The sequence below is a fragment of the Paenibacillus xylanexedens genome (assembly GCF_001908275.1).
Lineage (GTDB): Bacteria > Bacillota > Bacilli > Paenibacillales > Paenibacillaceae > Paenibacillus > Paenibacillus xylanexedens_A.
In genome coordinates this window covers 6,710,403-6,730,782 of record NZ_CP018620.1, presented here as the reverse complement: position 1 = coordinate 6,730,782, position 20,380 = coordinate 6,710,403, and the positions used below count along the sequence as shown (strand labels likewise).

Here is a 20,380-nt window from a genome sequence, read left to right as displayed (position 1 = left end):
TCGAAAGGAGGCCCCCAATGTTAGAGGGACTTAAAGAGTTTGCATCGGAGTTTTTCGTAACCGGTGATCCGCTCATCTATGGTGCGATGGTAGCTATCGGAATTACCATGATTACTATTGTAGCGGTACTAACTTATTTCAAAAAATGGGGCTGGCTCTGGCGTAACTGGTTAACTACCGTCGATCACAAAAAGATCGGTATCATGTATATCATCGCTTCCATTATCATGTTATTCCGTGGTGGTGTGGATGCGCTAATGATGCGCCTTCAGCTGGCTATGCCTAACAATGAATTTCTAAATCCTGAACACTATAATCAGGTCTTCACAACTCACGGTACCATCATGATCTTGTTCATGGCGATGCCATTTATGTTTGGTCTATTTAACGTTATCGTACCACTACAGATCGGAGCAAGAGACGTTGCGTTCCCGTTCTTGAATGCACTCAGCTTCTGGCTGTTCTTCTTGGGCGCAATGCTGTTTAACCTGTCCTTCGTTATCGGTGGTTCACCGGATGCAGGATGGCTGAGTTATCCGCCTCTATCGGAGCTGTCACACAGTCCGGGGGTAGGACAGAACTTCTATATATGGGGTATACAGATATCGGGTATCGGTTCCCTGGCTACCGGTATCAACTTCCTGGTTACCATCATTAAAATGCGTGCGCCAGGCATGAGATGGATGAAAATGCCGATGTTCACATGGTCGGTATTCTCCACTTGTATCATTATCTTGTTTGCTTTCCCGATCTTGACCGTGACACTTGCATTGTTATTCCTCGACAGGTTTGCCGGGGCGCATTTCTTCACACTTGATCTGGGCGGTAACCCAATGATGTATATCAACTTGATCTGGATGTGGGGTCACCCTGAGGTATACATTGTCGTCTTGCCGGCATTCGGTGTGTTCTCCGAGATTGTAAGTACCTTCTCTCGGAAAAAACTGTTTGGCTACAAGTCGATGGTATTCGCGATGTTGATCATCAGCTTCCTGTCCTTCTTCACATGGGCGCATCACTTCTTCACGATGGGTTCCGGAGCAGACGTGAATGCATTCTTCGCCGTAACTACGATGTTGATTGCTATTCCAACAGGAGTTAAGATATTCAACTGGCTGTTTACCATGTATCGAGGAAGGATTCGCATGGCGACTCCGATGATGTGGACACTTGCCTTCATCCCGTGCTTTATTGTCGGGGGTATGACAGGCGTTCTGTTATCCGTTGCTCCTGCTGACTTCCAGTTCCATAACAGTTACTTCCTGATTGCCCACTTCCACCAAGTATTGATCGGTGGCGTTGTCTTCGGATACTTCGCAGGTCTGTACTACTGGTGGCCTAAAATGTTCGGTTTCCAACTTGAAGAGAAACTGGGCAAATGGGCATTCTGGACTTGGAATATTGGTTTCTATGTCTGCTTCATGCCGCAGTACGCTGTCGGTCTGATGGGTATGACACGTCGTCTGAGCACGTACGGCTGGGATACTGGTTGGTGGGAACTGAACTTCGTATCCACAATCGGGGCATTCCTGATGGGTGTCGGATTCCTGTTCCAAGTTGCACAAATCGCAGATGGTATTCGCAAATACAAATCACTCAAAGCTTCCGCCGATCCATGGGATGGCCGTACGCTGGAGTGGTCAATTCCTTCACCAGCTCCTGAATACAACTTCGCCATTACACCGCGCGGAGATGATATTGATGAGTGGTGGGAAGAGAAAGAACGTCGTGCCAAAGGCATCTATCCGCCAGAGCAACCGCTTGAGCCGATTCATATGCCGAAGAACTCTGGAATTCCGTTCATCATGTCTGTCTTCTGGTTCATCGCCGGGTTCGGCTTTGTCTTCGGATGGCTGTGGATGGCAATTCTTGGACTCGCTGGCGTAGGGATCTGCATGATCGCCCGTTCATTCTCATACGATACGGATTATTACATTCCGGTCGACGAAATTAAACGTACCGAAGCGTCGTTAAGGGGGTCGGTATAGATGGCTCAAGCAGCCGCTAAGCACGGTGAGAATCATGCACATGGTCACGACCATGGACATCATGATCCACAGGAAATGAAAATTCTCGGATTCTGGTTCTTCCTGATTTCCGACGTTATCCTGTTCTCCGTATTGTTCGCAACCTTCATTGTGTTGCGTGACAATACGGCGGGCGGACCGATTTTGTCTGAATTGATCAAAATGCCTGGCGTTATCGCCGAGACATTTATCTTGCTCACAAGTTCATTTACAAGCGGCCTTGCCGTTCTGGCGATGAATCAGGGCAAAGTAAAACAATTAATCAGTTGGCTGGCTGTTACAGCCGTTCTGGGTGCAAGCTTTATTGCACTGGAAGTATATGAGTTTATTGAGTTGATTCACGAAGGGTTTAGCTTTACAACGAGTGCTGCTTCTGGCGCATTCTTCACCCTCGTGGGTACTCACGGACTTCACGTATCGCTTGGTCTGATCTGGATGATTGGACTCATGTTACAACTGAAAAAACGTGGAATTACTGATGTTACTCGCGGTAAAATCAACGTTATCAGCTTGTACTGGCACTTCTTGGACGTCGTATGGATCTTCCTCCTGTCGATCGTCTATCTCTTGGGGGTGATGTAGATGGCAGAACACAACTCACATGATTCCCACGGCCATGAACAACATGGCTCACTGAAGTCTTATGTCATCGGCTTCATTCTGTCCGTCGTACTGACAATCATTCCACTTGTTGTGGTTTTGAACGACATGATGGGCAAAACAGGAACACTCATTGTGATTCTTGGTACAGCAGCACTTCAGTTTGTGGTTCAACTCTTCTTCTTCATGCATATCCGTGAAACAGGGAAACCACGCTGGAATGTGATGGCACTTATTTTCGGATTGCTGATTATGATGACCATCGTGATTGGTTCGATCTGGATTATGCTTAACAATGCTGTTGCACATTAATTCATATGACGAAAGAGCTTCACGACCTTGGAATTCAAGGTTGTGGGGCTCTTTTTTTGTTCCAAGCAGAAGTTATTGCATATTTTAATGAAAAAAAAGTTGTATTATATCATAATAAGTCGTTGATGAAATAATTTACCATTGATACTATTGTTATACACTCTGGAAATATATTCAATATTTTAGTTAGAGCAATTTTAGCAAAATTATTTTAGGAGATGTACCAATGAAAGCAAGGGTAATCCGTTATTATCGTTTTGGCGAACCAAGTGAAGTGTTATGTATGGAAGAAAAAGATGTGATACCCCCTGGCCCCGGTGAATTAGCAGTGAGGATGTATGCTCGGCCTATTAATCCCTCCGATATTATTCCTGTTCGAGGAGCTTACCCGCATCGTACCCAATTACCAGCTGTTCCCGGTTTTGAGGGTGTGGGGGTAGTAGAAGCAGTAGGGCCGGGAGTTTCCAATCAAATGTTGGGGAGCCGTGTCTTGCCGCTAAAAGGTGAGAATACTTGGCAGGACGTGGTGAAGACATTGGAACGACATACGATTATTGTGCCGAATGATATCGATGATCAATCAGCCAGTCAGCTCTATATTAATCCGGTTACGGCTTGGTTGATCTGTACAGAGGTGCTTAAGCTTACGTATGGTGATATCCTGATTGTGAATGCAGGGGGATCTGCAATCGGGCGAATCTTTGCACAGATCTCAAAAATCTATGGATTTAAATTGATTGCGCTTACGAGAGATGATCGTCATACTGCTGAACTGTATCGTCTTGGAGCAGCTTCTGTTATCAATACAATGAAAGAGTTGCTACAGGCTAGAATCACGGAATTAACAGAAGGGTGCGGTGCTGATGCTGCCGTGGATTGTATTGGAGGGACAGACGGGGAACAGTTGGTGAGTTGCCTTAAACCAAATGGAACGGTCATCAGTGTAGGACTGCTTTCGGGGATCACACCGTTATGGCATGAAGTAACCCGGGGAACACAAGTTCATGTGAAACTTTTCTGGTTAAAACATTGGGTGGAACGCTGTTCGCAAGAACGCTGGGAACAGGTATTTCATGAGGTGATGGAGCTGGTCAGAGCAGGGAGACTTGTCATGGCAAACATTGGGGCGACGTATGAACTAACGAATGTACAACAGGCTATTACAGCGGCTGAATCGGGTATCGAGGGAAAGGTTTTCTTAATACAGTAGTACATAAGACTTGGAAAAAAGTCTTAATCTCATTATCACATAAATTACTTTTTCGAAAATAAAGGTACACAAAAGATACATAATGAACTAAAATGAACTTATATGAACATTATCAAACTCAATCCCAACTAATTTAAATGACGAAAGGAATGGATTAATAATGGAAAATCGTTATGCTGCACATCCCAATGAAGTGAAAACGTATGATACATCTCGCCTGCGTGAGGAATTTTTGATGGAGCAACTGTTTGCAACCGATGAATTGGTAACGGTGTATTCTCATGTGGATCGTTATATTGTGGGAACGGCCGTACCTGAGAGCAAGGACATTACCCTTGAAGTGAACCTGAAAGATATCGGAACGAACTTTTTCCTGGAGCGCCGTGAAATCGGTATCATTAATGTCGGTGGTCACGGAACAGTGACAGCGGACGGACAAGGTTATGAGATTGGAGCGAAGGAATGTCTCTACATCGGTAGAGGTGTGAAGGAAGTTGTGTTCACGAGCAGTGACAAGGCTCAGCCTGCCCAATTCTATTTTGTATCCACACCGGCTCATCACACCTATCCAACAGTAAAAGCAACGCAAGAACAAGCTCAGCCGAATCATCTGGGCAGCATCGAAACATCCAATGAGCGTACGATCTATCGTTACATTCACCAAGGAGAAGGTGGAATTCAGAGTTGTCAGTTGGTGATGGGCATTACCGAACTCGACAAGGGTAACATGTGGAACACGATGCCTGCACATACCCATAACCGCCGTTCCGAAGTATACTTGTACTGGAACTTGCCTGAAGACGGTGTTGTATTCCATATGATGGGTGAGCCAAACGAAACACGCCATCTGGTTGTACGTGATCGCCAGGCGATCATTTCCCCAAGCTGGTCCATTCACAGTGGTGTGGGTACAAGCAATTACACCTTCTGTTGGGCGATGGCTGGTGAGAACCAGACGTTCGAAGATATGGACGGCGTAGCAATGAAAGACCTGAAATAATAAATTACAGATGTCTGAGTTAAATTGACAGGATGGACGCTAGAACACTCATTCATTTGACTCAGGTAGTATAGGAAGTTGATTATGATGAATCCATTGAAAAGACATGAAAAAATTATGGAGGCTCTGCTGGAGCGCCAGGAAGTAACCGTCAGTGATCTGAGTGAGTTGTTGCAGGTGACGGGGAAAACAGTGCGAGAGGATCTCGACAAGTTGGAGAGTATGGGACTGCTCGTACGTGTCCATGGTGGTGCTATGCTGGCTCAGAATGATCAGTATGGGATCTTGAATAGCCGCGGAGTTACCGAGAAGCATCATCCGGAGAAGACGGAGATTGCTGAACGTGCCCTTGCTTACATTCGACCTGGAGATATCGTTGCTCTCGATGGTGGCAGCACCACGCTTGAGATGGCCAAACGTCTCGATAATCAACCGCTGACGGTGGTGACCAATGACCTGTTTATTATTGCGGAGTTGACCAAAAAGGAGCAAGTGCGACTGGTTGTGCCTGGCGGGGCTCGTGTACGGAATATGCTGGTTGGGGATGATACGGCTGCGTTTATATCCAGTCTTAACATTCATAAAGCCTTTATATCCACGACGGCCCTTCATCCGGAATTTGGATTATCCATATACACGGGAGATCTGGTTCCTTTGAAAAAAGCAATGATATCTGCCTCGCAGCAAGTATACGGCGTTGTGGATCATTATAAATTCGGACAATTTGCACTGCGAACTTTCGCCCAGTGTTCACAACTGGACTACATTATCAGCGATAGTCGTTTGGATGAAGAGACGGTTGCCTTATACGAGCAGAGCGGTGTCACAGTGGATTATCAAAGTTAACCTCATTCATTATTCATGGGATTAAAGAACGGACGGATCTAAGGATTGCATATCAAAACCATGCGGAGGAATCATTCATGAACCCATTTGATTTAAGCGGACAAGTTGCACTGGTGACAGGTACCTCGGGAGGACTTGGACAAGGGATGGCCATTGGTTTGGCAGAAGCAGGTGCTGATGTGGTGCTGGTCTCTTATTCCAAACCTGCGGCAACGGCAAGTGCCATTGAAGCACTCGGACGCAAAGCTTATGTGATTGAAGCGGATTTAAGTCGTGAAGATGAGTTGTCGGCTGTGTTCGAACAGGCGCTTGCGTTCCAGGGCAGAATTGACATTCTCGTCAACAATGCCGGAATCATTCGTCGCACACCTGCGGCTGATCATGCAGGGCAGGACTGGCATGATGTAATTGGTCTGAACCTGAACACTGTATTTTTCCTAAGCCAATTGGCAGGCAGACATATGATTGAACGCGGAAGTGGCAAAATCATTAATATTGCATCCATGTTGTCCTATCAAGGTGGGATCAATGTGCCAGGGTATACAGCCAGTAAACATGGCGTTGCCGGTTTAACCAAAGCACTCGCCAATGAATGGGCAGGTAAAGGAATCCAAATTAACGGTATCGCACCTGGTTATATGGAAACCGATAATACTACCCAGATCCGTGCGGATGAGAATCGTTACCGGGATATTACATCCCGTATTCCTGCTGGGCGTTGGGGAACACCTGAAGATCTGAAAGGCCCGGTTGTCTTTCTGGCATCTGCCGCTTCGGATTATCTGAATGGTCATGTGCTGAATGTCGATGGCGGCTGGATGGCACGTTAATCGTTTGATAATCGGATTAGCATAGGGAGGCAGTGAGATGAAACTTGGTATTCTGGCACATACATTTGGCAAACAGCCTACAGCACAGCTTGCGCAGACGATTGCGGATAACGGATTTAATTCCGTACAGCTGGCGCTGGCCAAAGCATTATCCGATGTGGACTCATCGAATGGCAAGCTGAGCCCAGGGCTAGCGAATGAGATAGGAGATCAATTTGCACAGCGCGGGGTGAAGATTGCGGTACTGGGCTGTTATATTAATCCGATTGACCCTGATCCGGTAAGACGACGTGCGGACATTGATCGATTCAAGGAGCATCTGCGTTATGCCCGGGATTTTGGTTGCAGCATGGTAGCAACGGAGACCGGGGGCTTGGACACCTATCAGGATACACATCCGGATGGATATGAAGAGAAGGCGTGGAGTGTGCTGAAAGAAACGGTTGAGGAGTTGGCTGAGGAAGCGGAGAAATGGGGGGTGCATGCGGCGATTGAGCCTGTGTCCACACATACTCTTCATACCCATGAACATATGACACGTTTGTTTGAAGAGATTCCTTCATCGAATCTGGGGATGCTGTTCGATCCGTGTAATCTGATCAAGCAACCACATGCAGCAGATCAAGGGGCTTTCTTGCGCGAGGTGATGGAATCGCTGTATCAGCGCATGATTGTGATCCATGCCAAAGATGTAGCCTTTGATGCACAGGGAGAGAAGTTTAATCCGGTACCTGGGGCAGGCATACTGGATTATCCGTTATTTTTTGAATTGCTAAAAACGTATAAGCCACATATCGATATTTCACTTGAAGGCGTAACTGCGGAGGAAGCTGTACCTGCGGCCAAACATTTGCGTGAAGTATGGAGTGCAGTTCGGGTCTAACCAAACCCAGGATGAGGTATTGCATACCGAAGCCAAAGTAGCTGAAAAACCTTTGCGAGTGCAAAGGTTTTTTTGGTACAGAAATCGATAATGTACATATTTAATTTTTCTTATCGGAACAATCGGAAATAATTCTTTTCAAATACGACATCTTGTGAGAGAATATGGAAAACATACGCCACCATGCGAAGACACCATGAACTTAAAGAACGTATATATCGAGGGAGGATTCAGATTTATGTCAAACGAACGTGAGCTTTCATTTGAAACATTGGCAATTCATGCAGGCCAGGAGATTGATCCAACCACCAACGCACGAGCTGTACCCTTGTATCAGACAACATCCTATGGATTCAAGGACACCGAGCATGCAGCTAACTTGTTTGGTTTGAAAGAGTTTGGCAACATCTATACCCGGCTGATGAATCCAACAACCGACGTATTTGAGCAACGGATTGCGGCGTTGGAAGGCGGAGCTGGGGCGCTGGCTACAGCTTCTGGTCAGGCAGCCATTACGTTTTCACTTCTGAATATTGCTGGTGCAGGTGATGAGATCGTATCTTCGGCGAGTTTGTATGGAGGTACATACAATCTGTTCTCGACGACTTTGCCGAAACTGGGTCTGGACGTAAAATTTGTGGATTCCAGTGATCCTGAGAATTTCCGGGCAGCGATTACGGAGAAAACGAAAGCATTGTATGCCGAAACGATCGGTAATCCAAAGGGGAATGTACTGGATATTGAAGCGGTGGCAGCCATCGCTCATGAACATGGAATTCCTTTGATCGTGGATAACACATTCCCAAGTCCGTACCTGCTTCGTCCAATCGAACATGGCGCAGATATTGTCGTGCACTCTGCAACGAAATTTATTGGAGGTCATGGTACATCCATTGGTGGCGTTATCGTGGATAGCGGAAAATTTGACTGGAAAGCAAGTGGCAAGTTCCCTGGATTGACGGAGCCGGACTCCAGTTATAACGGTGTGGTATATACGGAAGCGGTTGGACCGATTGCTTATATTATCAAAGCTCGTGTACAACTTCTGCGTGACCTGGGTGCAACGATCTCTCCATTCAACTCCTGGTTGTTGCTGCAAGGACTCGAGACATTACATCTGCGCGTAGAGCGTCATAGTAGCAACGCCCTTGCGGTTGCAGAATTCCTTGAGAAACATGAGGATGTGTCTTGGGTAAGTTATGCAGGTCTACCGAGCCACGGTTCTTATGAGCTTGCACAGAAGTATCTGCCAAGAGGGCAGGGTGCGATTCTGACCTTTGGCATCAAAGGTGGTGCGGACGCGGGTCGCAAGTTGATTGAGAGTGTCAAACTGTTCTCTCACCTTGCAAACGTGGGCGATTCCAAGTCACTGATTATTCACCCGGCAAGTACAACTCACGCGCAGTTGACCGAAGATGAACAAACCGCAGCAGGGGTTAATCCGGAATTGATTCGTTTGTCTGTTGGTACCGAGAACATTCAAGACATTATCTATGATCTGGAGCAAGCCATCAAGGCAAGTCAGGGAGCAAGTGTAGGCGCGTAAATGGCATTTGGGTGGATGTGTAAACAATCACTTAAGTGATATGCCATAAACAGGTCATATGAATATCAATAGATGGTTAAAGCCGTTGTCCCCCGGGACAGCGGCTTTTTTTCTTTTTGAACACGCATGTATGACTATCCATCGAAAAAAGGCCATTTACAAATGTGGATCACAGGCATATACTGATTAAAAGTTGTATTGAGTAAACACAATTGCATAAGCGCAAAAATGATTATCATTCTCATTCGAGATTATTTAAAATCATTCACAAAACCATGCTGCTGCGGGATTCCCGCAGCAGCATGTGTCATTTTTAGGGCATTAACAATGGCTCTCATTCTCAATACAACTTCATTTTTGGGAGCGGAATTTAGCAGACTCGTCATCTGCAAACCTACCATTCGAAAGGAACGTGATTCATATGCAAGCGATACATCAACCACTACACAGACAGAAACAAGCGGAACAGCGCTCATCCCAAACACCCGGCTCCAATGGGAGCAAGAAGCCTGATTTCCGAGCCATGTTGCAGAATAAAGAGATGCAATCTGCATTGGGCAGCGGGCTGTTGATGCTGATTGCCTGGGGAACTGCACCGTATTTGGGTACCTTATCCATCATGCTCTACATTGTGGCGTATGCCGTAGGCGGTTGGACCAAAGCGAAGGAAGGTATCGAGACACTGGTCAAGGAACGTGATCTGGATGTAAACCTTCTGATGATTGCCGCATCCCTTGGGGCAGCAGCCATCGGTTACTGGAATGAAGGTGCGATGCTAATCTTTATTTTTGCACTCAGTGGTGCGTTGGAAAGTTATGCGACAGAGCGAAGTCATAAGGATATCTCATCTTTACTGGCGCTCAAGCCAGAGACTGCACTGCGTATTGAGGACGGACAGATGAACCTCGTGGCTATTGATGATCTGGAGCCGGGTGATCTGCTGTTGGTCAAACCTGGAGAACTCATCCCAGCAGATGGTGTCTTGTACCGTGGGAGTTCTTTTATCAATCAGTCGTCCATCACCGGAGAATCCCTGCCTGTGGACAAAGTTGCGGGGGATGAAGTCTATGCAGGTACGGTAAACGGGGAGGGTGCTTTATACGTAGAGGTCACAAAATCGGCTGAAGGGTCACTGTTTGGCAAAATCATTAAAATGGTGGAAGAAGCGCAGGCGGAAGTGCCGGATTCCCAGCGTTTTATGGAGCGGTTTGAAGGAATTTACGCACGCATTGTTGTAGGGGTGACTTTACTTGTGATTGCAGGAACTCCACTACTGCTTGGCTGGACATGGAATGAGGCATTTTATAAAGCGATGGTATTTCTGGTTGTTGCTTCGCCTTGTGCATTGGTGTCTTCCATCATGCCTGTCATGCTGTCCGCGATGTCCAGCAGCGCCCGTCGTGGCATTCTTTTCAAGGGAGGTGCCCATATGGAGAATATGGCTCGCACGCGGGTTGTGGCTTTTGACAAAACAGGTACATTGACCATGGGCACCCCACAAGTCACCGATATTATTACATCTGAAAATGTAGATCGCGCCCAGCTCTTAGCTGCGGTAGCGGCGATTGAGAACCTCTCCATGCATCCTTTGGCTCGTGCCATCGTAGATCAGGCGAACAAGGAAAACATTACACTTCAGGAAGCGGAGCACGTACAGGCTCTAACAGGCTGGGGCATCGAAGGAACGATAAACGATGTGGTCTGGAGCATTGGCAAAACAGATGTACTTAGATCAATGCAGTCAGAGGAGATGAAAGACAGCAACGTTGATGATACAGATGAACATGGTGCTAACCATGTGAAGGTATCTTCTGAGTGGGGCGATATATGCTCCCGTCTTGAGGGGGAGGGGAAAACCGTATCCGTTGTTATGGCTGATGGTGAATTAGTCGGGCTGATCGCGATGCGGGACACGGTACGGCCACAGGCAGCAGCTGCAGTGAAAAAGCTTGAAGCGATGGGTGTAAAAGTTGCCATGTTAACAGGAGATCGAGCCAGATCAGCTTCTGTAATTGCGCGTGAAACTGGAGTAAGCATGGTCTATGCAGACTTGCTACCTGGAGATAAGGTGAAGCAGGTACAAGCACTCCGCAAACAGTATGGTCCTGTGCTGATGGTAGGGGATGGTGTCAATGATGCACCGGCACTTGCAGCAGCTACTGTGGGTATGGGGATGGGATTGTCCGGCAGCGGAACTGCACTGGAGGTCGCTGATGCGGTACTCATGAACGATAACATTGAAGAGATCGCTTGGGTGATTGGGCAGGCTCGTCGAGCACAGCGCACGGTGAAGCAGAATATGTTTTTTGCCATCTCCGTTATTCTGGCTTTAATTGTTGGTAACTTCCTCCAAGACGTTGCATTGCCTCTGGGTGTGGTAGGTCATGAAGGAAGTACAATTCTGGTTATTCTGAATGGGCTCAGGCTGCTACGGTAATCAGATTTGGAGAGAAGATGGTTAATTGGTTTCGCTAGTAGTATGCGGCTGATTGAACGGCTCACGTTTGAACCTTGGGTCAGCGGGTAATGATTCGAAGAGACGATTCGATAATAAGGGAGCTGTGAAATATGGGACGTTATGTACAAGTGGAACCAAATGTAAAAGTATATGTTGAAGATATTGGCGAAGGAACCCCGGTTGTCTTTTTGCACGGCTGGCCTGTTAATTATAAAATGTTTGAATACCAATTGAACGTACTGCCGAACCATGGCATTCGTGCCATCGCGATAGATTTTAGAGGATATGGCTTATCGGATAAGCCATCCACAGGATATGATTATGATCGCATGGCAGACGATGTTCGTGCCGTTATTGATGATCTGGAGCTGAAAGACGCGGTACTCGCAGGATTCTCTATGGGTGGAGCAATCGCAGTACATTACATGGCTCGCCATAAGGGACATGGCGTCTCCAAGCTGGCCTTATTATCTGCGGCAGCGCCTGTGTTCACACAGCGTGAAGGTTATCCGTATGGATTGACTCCAGAGCAGCTGAACGAGCAGATCATTGAGCCGATCTTTGCAGATCGTCCGAAGTTGCTGGAGACGTTTGGCGGCATGTTCTTCGCGAAGAAACACAGTCAGCCATTCATGGATTGGTTCCACGCCCTCGGCATGGAAGCTTCATCTTATGGTACCATTCGCAGTGCAATGGCGTTGCGGGATGAGGACTTGCGAGGTGACCTGAGTTCCATTCAAGTGCCAACAGCCATTTTGCACGGGAAAAAAGATGAGATCTGTCCGTTTGAGTTCGCGGAGCAGATGCACAAGGGCATCGCTTCGTCTCAACTGATTGCTTTTGAAGAGAGCGGTCATGGTGCATTCTATGATGAATTGGAAAAATTCAATTCGGAACTGATTCGTTTCATCCAATCCTGATCAGGAGAGGGCGAAATACCTCTGACAGACGGTCCCAGTAATTTCATGGAATCTTCATTTGTGGCTAAACAAAGAACCCGGTCGACAGTCTTGGACTGTTCGCTCGGGTTCTTTAGTCTTCAATTAAAACAGTTCGGTCAGACCAATCATCGTGATGAGCCCGAGCAAAAAGGACATCGTCGCTACACGTGCATTGCCATCGCCGTGACTTTCGGGAATAAGTTCCTTATAAACAATGAACATCATCGCACCGGCTGCAAAGGCCAGACCATAAGGCACAAGACCAGCTACGAGACTGCTCAAGGTGTAACCAATCATAGCTGTTATAATCTCTACCGCTCCGGTCAGGGTAGCAATACCCAGCGCTTTGAAGCGGCCAATGTTCTGGTTCACAAGAAAGAGGGCCACCAGGAATCCTTCCGGTGCATTCTGCAATCCAATGGAAAAGGCAATGAGATTGCCCAGGTTCTCATCCGAGCTTGCATAGCTGACGCCAACGGATAATCCTTCCGGCAGGTTATGCATGGTGATGGCTGCAATAATCATGAAGGCTTTGGTTTCAATTTTAAAAGGCATTTTCTCGGGATTCTCCAGATCGACGTGTGGAATCTTCATCTCCAGCACTAGTAGAACCAGGCTACCAAGCATAATACCAAATGCGAGTACAAAGAGATTCGATTGGCCAAGCGCTTCCGGAATGAGATTATACACCGAGGCCGAGGTCATAATACCTGCGGCGTATGCCAGCAAGATATCACGCAGACGGTGCGATATTTTGCGCATAAATAGAATCGGTACGGCCCCTAGGCCGGTAGACATGGCTGATATAAAACTGCCAATGAGTGCATCGTTCATGCTTCCATTTTCCCTCCTGATGAAGACTTCTTCATAATCGCTGCCGAGCATTGACACCGTACATAAAAGAGATCATAATGAACAACAGATTAGAATGATTATAAATTAGAATTCCGTTTCTGCATAGGGTAATTGTCATTACACGGGCAGGTCTTGTGGACATGATGTAGGCTTTTCGTTCTAGTGTATGCAAAAGCCTAAGCTTTTGATGCCGGAGGGCCCGACCTTTTTGCAGAACCCGGGGGAGGAACTATACATGTATAAATCAATTATTATCGGAACAGGCCCTGCAGGGCTGACAGCAGCAATCTATCTGGCACGTGCCAACATGAACCCACTCGTTATTGAAGGACCACAACCTGGTGGCCAACTGACAACAACGACTGAAGTGGAGAACTTCCCAGGTTTCCCTGATGGTATTATGGGTCCTGAACTGATGGACAACATGCGTAAACAAGCTGAGCGCTTCGGTGCTGAATTCCGCACAGGCTGGGTGAACAACATCGACATGAGCGAGCGTCCATTCAAGATTCAAGTTGAAGGTATGGGTGAACTCGTATCGGAAACATTGATCCTGTCCACAGGCGCAACTGCTAAATACCTGGGTATCCCTGGCGAAGAAACGAATATAGGCCGGGGTGTCAGCACATGTGCAACATGTGATGGATTCTTCTTCCGTAACAAAGAAATCATCGTCATCGGTGGTGGTGACTCTGCTCTTGAGGAAGCAAGCTTCCTGTCCCGTTTTGGTTCCAAAGTAACGCTGGTACACCGTCGTGAAGAACTGCGTGGCTCCAAAATCATGCAGGATCGTGCACGCAGCAACGAAAAAGTTGAAATGGCTTTGAACCGTACACCACTCGAAGTACTTGCTGGCGACAACGGCGTAACCGGATTGAAAGTGTTGAACAACGAAACAGGTGAAGAAGAAGTGATTCCAGCAAGCGGCGTATTCGTAGCGATCGGTCACACACCAAACACTGGTTTCCTTGGCGGACAGATCACTACGGACGAACATGGATATATCCTGACTACACCAGGTACATCCGAGACAAACATCCCAGGTGTATTCGCATGTGGTGACGTTCAGGATACACGTTACAAACAAGCGATTACAGCTGCAGGTAGCGGATGTATGGCTGCCATGGACACAGAGAAATACATTGAGAGCTTGGAGCACAGCGCAGTTGTTCTGTAATAGAATGAGCTGATTCCAACCAAACTATAGATTAATATAAAACCATATGAGGTGAATTAAACATGGAAAACGTAATTGTATATACATCAACGAACTGCCCGAACTGCAAATCCGTAAAAACGTTCCTGGCTGACAAAGGTATCTCTTATGAAGAGCGCAACATCGAAACTAGCGATGAATTTGCACAACAAGTATGGGACATGGGTGTACGTGCCGTGCCATTGACTGTCATTGGTGAACACCGCATTCTGGGTATGAACAAAACTCAATTTGCCAAAGCATTGGACGCTTAAATCAGGCTGATTATCTGAATCATATGTTGAAAGAAATTTTCGATTCATATGCAATTCCGGTTTTCGCGAGCCGTTAGGATATAGAAAGAACCGTACCCGGAAGGGTACGGTTTTTTGTGCAAACGCAGAATATGATCTAGAAAAAAATACTCATGAAAGTCTGAAATACAACATACACCAGCAATCCTGACAGCATGTACATGAAACCAGCCTTCTTTTTGCTCTGGAACAATCGGAGTATGCCAAGGCTGAACAGGGGCGCAAGCACAATCAGGAACAGGAGGACGGTGACAAACATTTGCGCCGAGATATCTGAAGTATCCACGTAGGTCACGCTTTTTTTCACTCCGTTTCGTTATCGGAATTAACACAGCTTGATTCACACAGCCATGACAAAAATCACATAACCCCATTATACATCTGGATTTCTTTAACAAAAAGGGAGGAAATGGGGCGAAATGATGTCAATTTTCATCTGTTATTAGACAGACACCCTAATTTTACCTAAAAACTGGGATATCGCAGAGTAAGCGGCACCAACGCGGGTGGAACGGCTGCCCAGAGCTGCCCATTCAATCTGCAAACTGCGGCGGTGATAAGGTAATGTACGTTCCTCGACAACTTGTTTTAACGCTGTTTCAATCCATGGACCTGCTTCAGAGAGCGGACCGCCAATGATAATACGTTCCGGGTTGAAACTGTTAACGATATTGGTAATGCCAATCCCCAGTTTTCGCCCAATCGTGTTGTATAATTCTTGAACAGCCTCGTGGCCTTGCTCCGCATAATGAATAAGTTCGCGTGTGGTATGAGCAGGTAATTTTAGCTGATGGTCCGGGTGCTCGTAGGCTTTTTCCGATGCGTATAACTCCCAGCAACCACGATTTCCGCAGGAACAGGGAAGACCTTCCGCTTCAATGGACATATGGCCTGTTTCTCCTGCGTAGCCCCACGCGCCTTTGTATAATTCACCATCTACCATGATGCCTGAACCAATCCCCATGCCTGCACTGATGTAGATCATGTGACGGACACCGATACCTGCCCCAAAATTCAACTCTCCATGAGCACCAGCATTGGCTTCATTATCGATCGTTACAGGCAGTTGAAATTCTTCTTCAAGCATGGAGCGCAGAGTTACCTTCTCCCACCCCAGGTTGGGTGCAAACAGGACCGTTCCTGCCTCATCCACCATGCCGGGCACGCCGATACCAATACCAATGACACCGTGAGGGGAAGGAGGAGCTGCTTCAATGAGCTGCTTTGCTGCCAATTTCAATTGCTCCAGTACAGAGGGCACGTCATGATGTTCCAAGGTCACTGCGTACTCTGTAATGATGTGTCCTTCCAGATCTGTAAGCACGCCTTTCAAATGGGTCACACTGAGTTCCAGACCGACTGCATAGCCTGATGTCCCTCGAAACAGCAGCATGAGTGGTTTACGTCCGCCGCTGGATTCCCCAGGGCCAATCTCCTGCACCAGGTCATCACTGATCAGATCAGCAACCAGGTTGGATACCGTTGCTTTGTTCAGCCCCGTAACCTCGGACACTCGTGCGCGAGAAAGAGGGGCATGGCGCCGGATCGTATCCAGAACGATCGACTTGTTTATTTTTTTGACCAGCATCTGGTCTCCGGTAATTTTCATATGGTTAAGGCACTCCTATTCTTCTGATAAAAGGGTTCTGACCCACATCCGAAACAAGTTATTCGACTATTATAGCGTAAACAACCATGTAAAAAACAATTTTATTTTACTTTGTTTAACCAATAGACAAAGTATATTCGATGTGATAGGATAACGGTGTAAACGATTTCTTAAAACTATTGAGGAGGCATTTTACACATGGCCTATTTTGAATCCGTTAATAAAATTGCATTCGAAGGTAAAGATTCCAAGAATCCTTTTGCTTTTAAACATTATAATCCGGAAGAAGTGGTAGCTGGCAAATCGATGGAAGAACATTTCCGTTTTGGCATGGCTTACTGGCATACATTAACTGCAGGCGGCAGTGATCCGTTTGGTGCGGAGACAGCTGTTCGTTCGTGGGATAAATACTCGGGTCTGGACCTCGCGAAAGTACGCGTGGAAGCGGCATTTGAATTTTTGGAAAAAATGAATCTCCCGTTCTTCTGTTTCCACGATGTGGACATTGCACCAGAAGGCAACAACCTGCGTGAGTTCTACAGCAACATTGATACCATTGTTGATCTGATTGAAGATCACATGAAATCCAGCGGCAAAAAACTGCTCTGGAACACGGCGAACATGTTCTCGAACCCACGCTTCATGTTTGGTGCAGCATCCACTTGCAACGCAGACGTGTATGCTCACGCTGCAGCACAGATCAAAAAAGGTCTGGAAGTGGGTAAACGCCTGGGCGCTGAAAACTATGTATTCTGGGGCGGTCGTGAAGGTTACGACACATTGCTGAACACAGACATGCAACTGGAGCAAGACAACATTGCTCGCATGTTCCACATGGCTGTAGACTACGCGAAGGAAATTGGCTTTGACGCACAATTCCTGATCGAGCCTAAACCAAAAGAGCCAACGAAACACCAATATGATTATGATGCAGCAACTTCCATTGCTTTCTTGCAAAAATACGGTTTGGACAAACACTTCAAACTCAACCTGGAAGCAAACCATGCTACACTGGCTGGTCACACATTTGATCACGAAATCCGCGTTGCTCGTACAAACGGCATGCTCGGTTCCCTCGATGCAAACCAAGGCGACATGTTGATCGGTTGGGATACGGACGAGTTCCCGGTTGATATGTACGATGCTACGTTGACAATGTATGAAGTATTGAAAAACGGCGGTATCGGACGTGGTGGTGTGAACTTTGACGCGAAAGTACGTCGTGGTTCCTTCGAAGCTGACGATCTGTTCCTGGCACACATCGCAGGTATGGACACGTATGCAAAAGGTCTGAAAGTGGCAGCGAAATTGATCGATGATCGCGTATTCGATGACTTCATCGAAAAACGTTACAGCAGCTTCAGCGAAGGTATTGGTGCAGATGTGGTTGCAGGTAAAGCAACACTGGCTTCCCTTGCTGAGTACGCGCTCAACAATGAAAGCCCACGCAAAAACCAATCCGGACGTCAGGAATTGCTGAGAGCACAACTTAACCAGTACATTCTGGCTGACTAATAGCGGATTAGGCAGGGTTGGTGCACGTCGACCACCGATGGTTACTCAAATGTGGTTGGACATTAGTATCCAAACTAGCCTATGCACAAGATTAGCTTGTACCATGGAACGCCTGAACAAGCATGACATTCGGACCGTCCCCGACTTTCCCTTGGGAAGACGGGGGCGGTTTTTTGATTAAACAAATAACGCGGTTTTTAAATTTTTGATATAAATGTTTGTCTAAGATGGTACATGCAGAACGAAGTGAGCAGAAAGGACCCGAGGAAGTGAAGCGTTCGCTAAGAGCTTTCTGAAAGAAAGCTGGCTTCGGAAGCATAGGCTTATCCCCGGATTTCTCCCTTGCTAAAGGGTATAAAGGAAATCTGGGGGTAACGGCGAACTGAGGGTTTTCTGATCACGAAGTGACCACATGAGCATCAGGTTTCATTTATAACCAATGACGAATCAAGGTCATTGGATCAATCTTTTCGCTACAAAAACGAGTATGTTTTTACTGTTTTGATATAAATGTTTGTCTAAGATGGTACATGCAGAACGAAGTGAGCAGAAAGGACCCGAGGAAGCAAAGCGGTCGCATTTATCCCCGGATTTCACCCTTGCTAAGGGGTATAAAGGAAATCTGGGGGTAACGGCGATCTGAGGGTTTTCTGATCACGGAGTGACCACATGAGCATTAGGGTTTCATTTATACAATCCTGTTACAAACGAGAGGAGTTAACCTATGAGTTACGTAATTGGTGTCGATCTGGGAACCAGTGCGGTCAAAACCGTGTTGGTCAATCGTGAAGGAAAAGTGGCATTTGAAGCATCCGAGGCATATCCGTTGTACCAGCCCAAGGCTGGATACAGTGAACAAAATCCCGAAGATTGGGTAGAGCAAACAATTGTTTCCTTGCGTAAATTGCTCGAAGTGTCTGGCGTGCAGCCTTCGGAAATCGAAGGATTGAGCTTCTCCGGTCAGATGCACGGACTGGTGTTGGTGGATGCTGAAGGCAAACCGCTGCGGAATGCAATCCTGTGGAACGATACACGCACAACGGCTCAGTGCCGCCGGATCGAAAAAGTACTGGAAGGCAAGCTGTTAAGCATTGCCCGGAACCGTGCACTGGAAGGCTTTACCTTGCCAAAAATTTTGTGGGTTCAGGAGAACGAGCCTGAATTGTTAGAGCAAGCATCCTTGTTCCTATTGCCGAAAGACTACGTGCGTTATCGCCTGACAGGGGATTACGCTATGGATTATTCGGATGCAGCGGGAACTTTGCTGCTAGACGTTGCAGGCAAGCAATGGAGCAAAGAGATTGCAGAAGCATTCGAGCTACCAATCTCCCTTTGTCCACGTCTTGTGGAATCGTTTGAGGAAGTGGGCACGTTGCTACCTGAGATTGCGGATCAAACGGGGCTGGCGACTGCGACGAAAGTATACGCAGGTGGCGCGGACAATGCATGCGGTGCCATTGGCGCAGGCATTCTGAGTGAAGGACAGACGATGTGCAGCATCGGAACGTCCGGGGTTGTGCTTTCCTATGAAGAGCGTAAAGATCTCGACTTCGAAGGCAAAGTACACTTTTTCAATCACGGGGAGAAAGATGCCTTCTATATTATGGGTGTAACGCTTGCCGCAGGATATAGCCTGTCCTGGTTCAAGGATACGTTTGCAGCGGACAAATCATTTGATGTGCTCTTGCAGGGCATTGATCAGATCCCGGCGGGCAGCAACGGATTGTTGTTCACGCCATATATCGTTGGGGAGCGTACCCCTCATCCCGATGCGAATATCCGTGGCAGTTTCATCGGTATGGATGCAGGACACAAGCTGGAGCACTTTGGACGTGCGGTGATGGAGGGCATTACCTTCTCACTACGCGAGTCTATTGATATTCTGCGTGGTGCAGGCAAAACCGTCAATGAAGTCATCTCCATTGGTGGTGGTGCCAAGAACGAAGCCTGGTTGCAAATGCAGGCGGATGTCTTTAACGCCACGATTGTGAAGTTGGAGAGCGAACAGGGTCCTGCGATGGGTGCAGCGATGCTGGCTGCCTATGGCTGTGGCTGGTTCCCATCCTTGCAAGAATGTGCAACAGCGTTTATTCGTCCATCGAAGTCCTATGAGCCGAACCCGGAAACGGTTGCCGTCTATGATGGACTGTTCGCGCTGTACCAGGAAGTCTATGGACAGACACGTAGTCTCAATGATCGTTTGTCTGAATACCGTTAATTCATTTATTTCACTACATTA

18 protein-coding genes are annotated in these 20,380 nt (G+C 47.1%); 15 read left to right on the top strand and 3 right to left on the bottom strand.

Features of this window, described 5'->3' with window-relative positions; all coding sequences use genetic code 11:
• The first annotated feature begins 17 nt into the window (after positions 1-17).
• The 11 genes from BS614_RS29410 to BS614_RS29360 all read left to right on the top strand — a co-directional run bounded on the left by BS614_RS29410 (position 18) and on the right by BS614_RS29360 (position 12,632).
• Complete coding sequence (locus tag BS614_RS29410) at positions 18-1,988, top strand: cbb3-type cytochrome c oxidase subunit I (RefSeq protein WP_036668060.1); 1,971 nt, start codon at positions 18-20, stop codon at positions 1,986-1,988.
• Positions 1,989-2,609 (top strand): cytochrome o ubiquinol oxidase subunit III, encoded by a 621-nt coding sequence (gene cyoC, locus BS614_RS29405; protein ID WP_017692223.1) that lies wholly within the window; start codon positions 1,989-1,991, stop codon positions 2,607-2,609.
• Positions 2,610-2,939: a cytochrome o ubiquinol oxidase subunit IV gene (gene cyoD, locus BS614_RS29400; protein WP_074096476.1), complete on the top strand. Its 330-nt coding sequence runs from the start codon at positions 2,610-2,612 to the stop codon at positions 2,937-2,939. It abuts the gene before it with no gap.
• Between the two features lie 226 nt (positions 2,940-3,165).
• Positions 3,166-4,149 carry a zinc-dependent alcohol dehydrogenase family protein gene (locus tag BS614_RS29395; protein WP_074096475.1) on the top strand — a complete coding sequence of 328 codons (984 nt, stop codon included), beginning with the start codon at positions 3,166-3,168 and terminating at the stop codon, positions 4,147-4,149.
• A 160-nt stretch (positions 4,150-4,309) separates the two neighbouring features.
• On the top strand, positions 4,310-5,149 hold the full coding sequence (gene kduI / locus BS614_RS29390; RefSeq protein ID WP_036606918.1) for a 5-dehydro-4-deoxy-D-glucuronate isomerase: 840 nt from the start codon (positions 4,310-4,312) through the stop codon (positions 5,147-5,149).
• An 87-nt stretch (positions 5,150-5,236) separates the two neighbouring features.
• Positions 5,237-5,995, top strand: coding sequence for a DeoR/GlpR family DNA-binding transcription regulator (locus tag BS614_RS29385; protein ID WP_074097048.1), 759 nt, complete (start codon positions 5,237-5,239; stop codon positions 5,993-5,995).
• Between the two features lie 77 nt (positions 5,996-6,072).
• Positions 6,073-6,825: a 2-dehydro-3-deoxy-D-gluconate 5-dehydrogenase KduD gene (gene kduD / locus BS614_RS29380; RefSeq protein ID WP_074096474.1), complete on the top strand. Its 753-nt coding sequence runs from the start codon at positions 6,073-6,075 to the stop codon at positions 6,823-6,825.
• A gap of 37 nt (positions 6,826-6,862) precedes the next feature.
• Entirely contained in the window at positions 6,863-7,708 is an 846-nt protein-coding gene (locus tag BS614_RS29375) for a sugar phosphate isomerase/epimerase family protein (protein WP_074096473.1), read from the top strand.
• 238 nt (positions 7,709-7,946) lie between these two features.
• Positions 7,947-9,254, top strand: a complete 1,308-nt coding sequence (locus BS614_RS29370; RefSeq protein WP_036606925.1) for a homocysteine synthase — start codon at positions 7,947-7,949, stop codon at positions 9,252-9,254.
• 421 nt (positions 9,255-9,675) lie between these two features.
• Complete coding sequence (locus tag BS614_RS29365; protein ID WP_074096472.1) at positions 9,676-11,691, top strand: heavy metal translocating P-type ATPase; 2,016 nt, start codon at positions 9,676-9,678, stop codon at positions 11,689-11,691.
• A gap of 131 nt (positions 11,692-11,822) precedes the next feature.
• Positions 11,823-12,632: an alpha/beta fold hydrolase gene (locus BS614_RS29360; protein ID WP_074096471.1), complete on the top strand. Its 810-nt coding sequence runs from the start codon at positions 11,823-11,825 to the stop codon at positions 12,630-12,632.
• Between the two features lie 123 nt (positions 12,633-12,755).
• Here BS614_RS29360 and BS614_RS29355 read toward each other — a convergent pair whose 3' ends face one another.
• Complete coding sequence (locus BS614_RS29355) at positions 12,756-13,487, bottom strand: ZIP family metal transporter (protein WP_036606933.1); 732 nt, start codon at positions 13,485-13,487, stop codon at positions 12,756-12,758.
• 256 nt (positions 13,488-13,743) lie between these two features.
• Here BS614_RS29355 and trxB point away from each other — a divergent pair, with 256 nt between their 5' ends.
• Together trxB and BS614_RS29345 are read left to right on the top strand one after the other, a co-directional pair.
• The gene (gene trxB / locus BS614_RS29350; RefSeq protein ID WP_036606934.1) at positions 13,744-14,685 is read left to right on the top strand and encodes a thioredoxin-disulfide reductase; all 942 of its coding nucleotides are present in this window, start codon (positions 13,744-13,746) and stop codon (positions 14,683-14,685) included.
• Between the two features lie 62 nt (positions 14,686-14,747).
• The gene (locus BS614_RS29345) at positions 14,748-14,978 is read left to right on the top strand and encodes a glutaredoxin family protein (protein ID WP_036668031.1); all 231 of its coding nucleotides are present in this window, start codon (positions 14,748-14,750) and stop codon (positions 14,976-14,978) included.
• Between the two features lie 136 nt (positions 14,979-15,114).
• On the opposite strand, the gene BS614_RS29340 is transcribed toward BS614_RS29345, so the two are convergent.
• The gene (locus BS614_RS29340; protein WP_017692236.1) at positions 15,115-15,312 is read right to left on the bottom strand and encodes a hypothetical protein; all 198 of its coding nucleotides are present in this window, start codon (positions 15,310-15,312) and stop codon (positions 15,115-15,117) included.
• A gap of 147 nt (positions 15,313-15,459) precedes the next feature.
• Complete coding sequence (locus tag BS614_RS29335) at positions 15,460-16,626, bottom strand: ROK family transcriptional regulator (protein WP_074096470.1); 1,167 nt, start codon at positions 16,624-16,626, stop codon at positions 15,460-15,462.
• Between the two features lie 198 nt (positions 16,627-16,824).
• Here BS614_RS29335 and xylA point away from each other — a divergent pair, with 198 nt between their 5' ends.
• Both xylA and xylB read left to right on the top strand, forming a co-directional pair.
• Positions 16,825-18,141 (top strand): xylose isomerase, encoded by a 1,317-nt coding sequence (gene xylA, locus BS614_RS29330; RefSeq protein WP_074096469.1) that lies wholly within the window; start codon positions 16,825-16,827, stop codon positions 18,139-18,141.
• A gap of 724 nt (positions 18,142-18,865) precedes the next feature.
• Positions 18,866-20,359 carry a xylulokinase gene (gene xylB, locus BS614_RS29325; RefSeq protein WP_074096468.1) on the top strand — a complete coding sequence of 498 codons (1,494 nt, stop codon included), beginning with the start codon at positions 18,866-18,868 and terminating at the stop codon, positions 20,357-20,359.
• Positions 20,360-20,380: the final 21 nt, after the last annotated feature.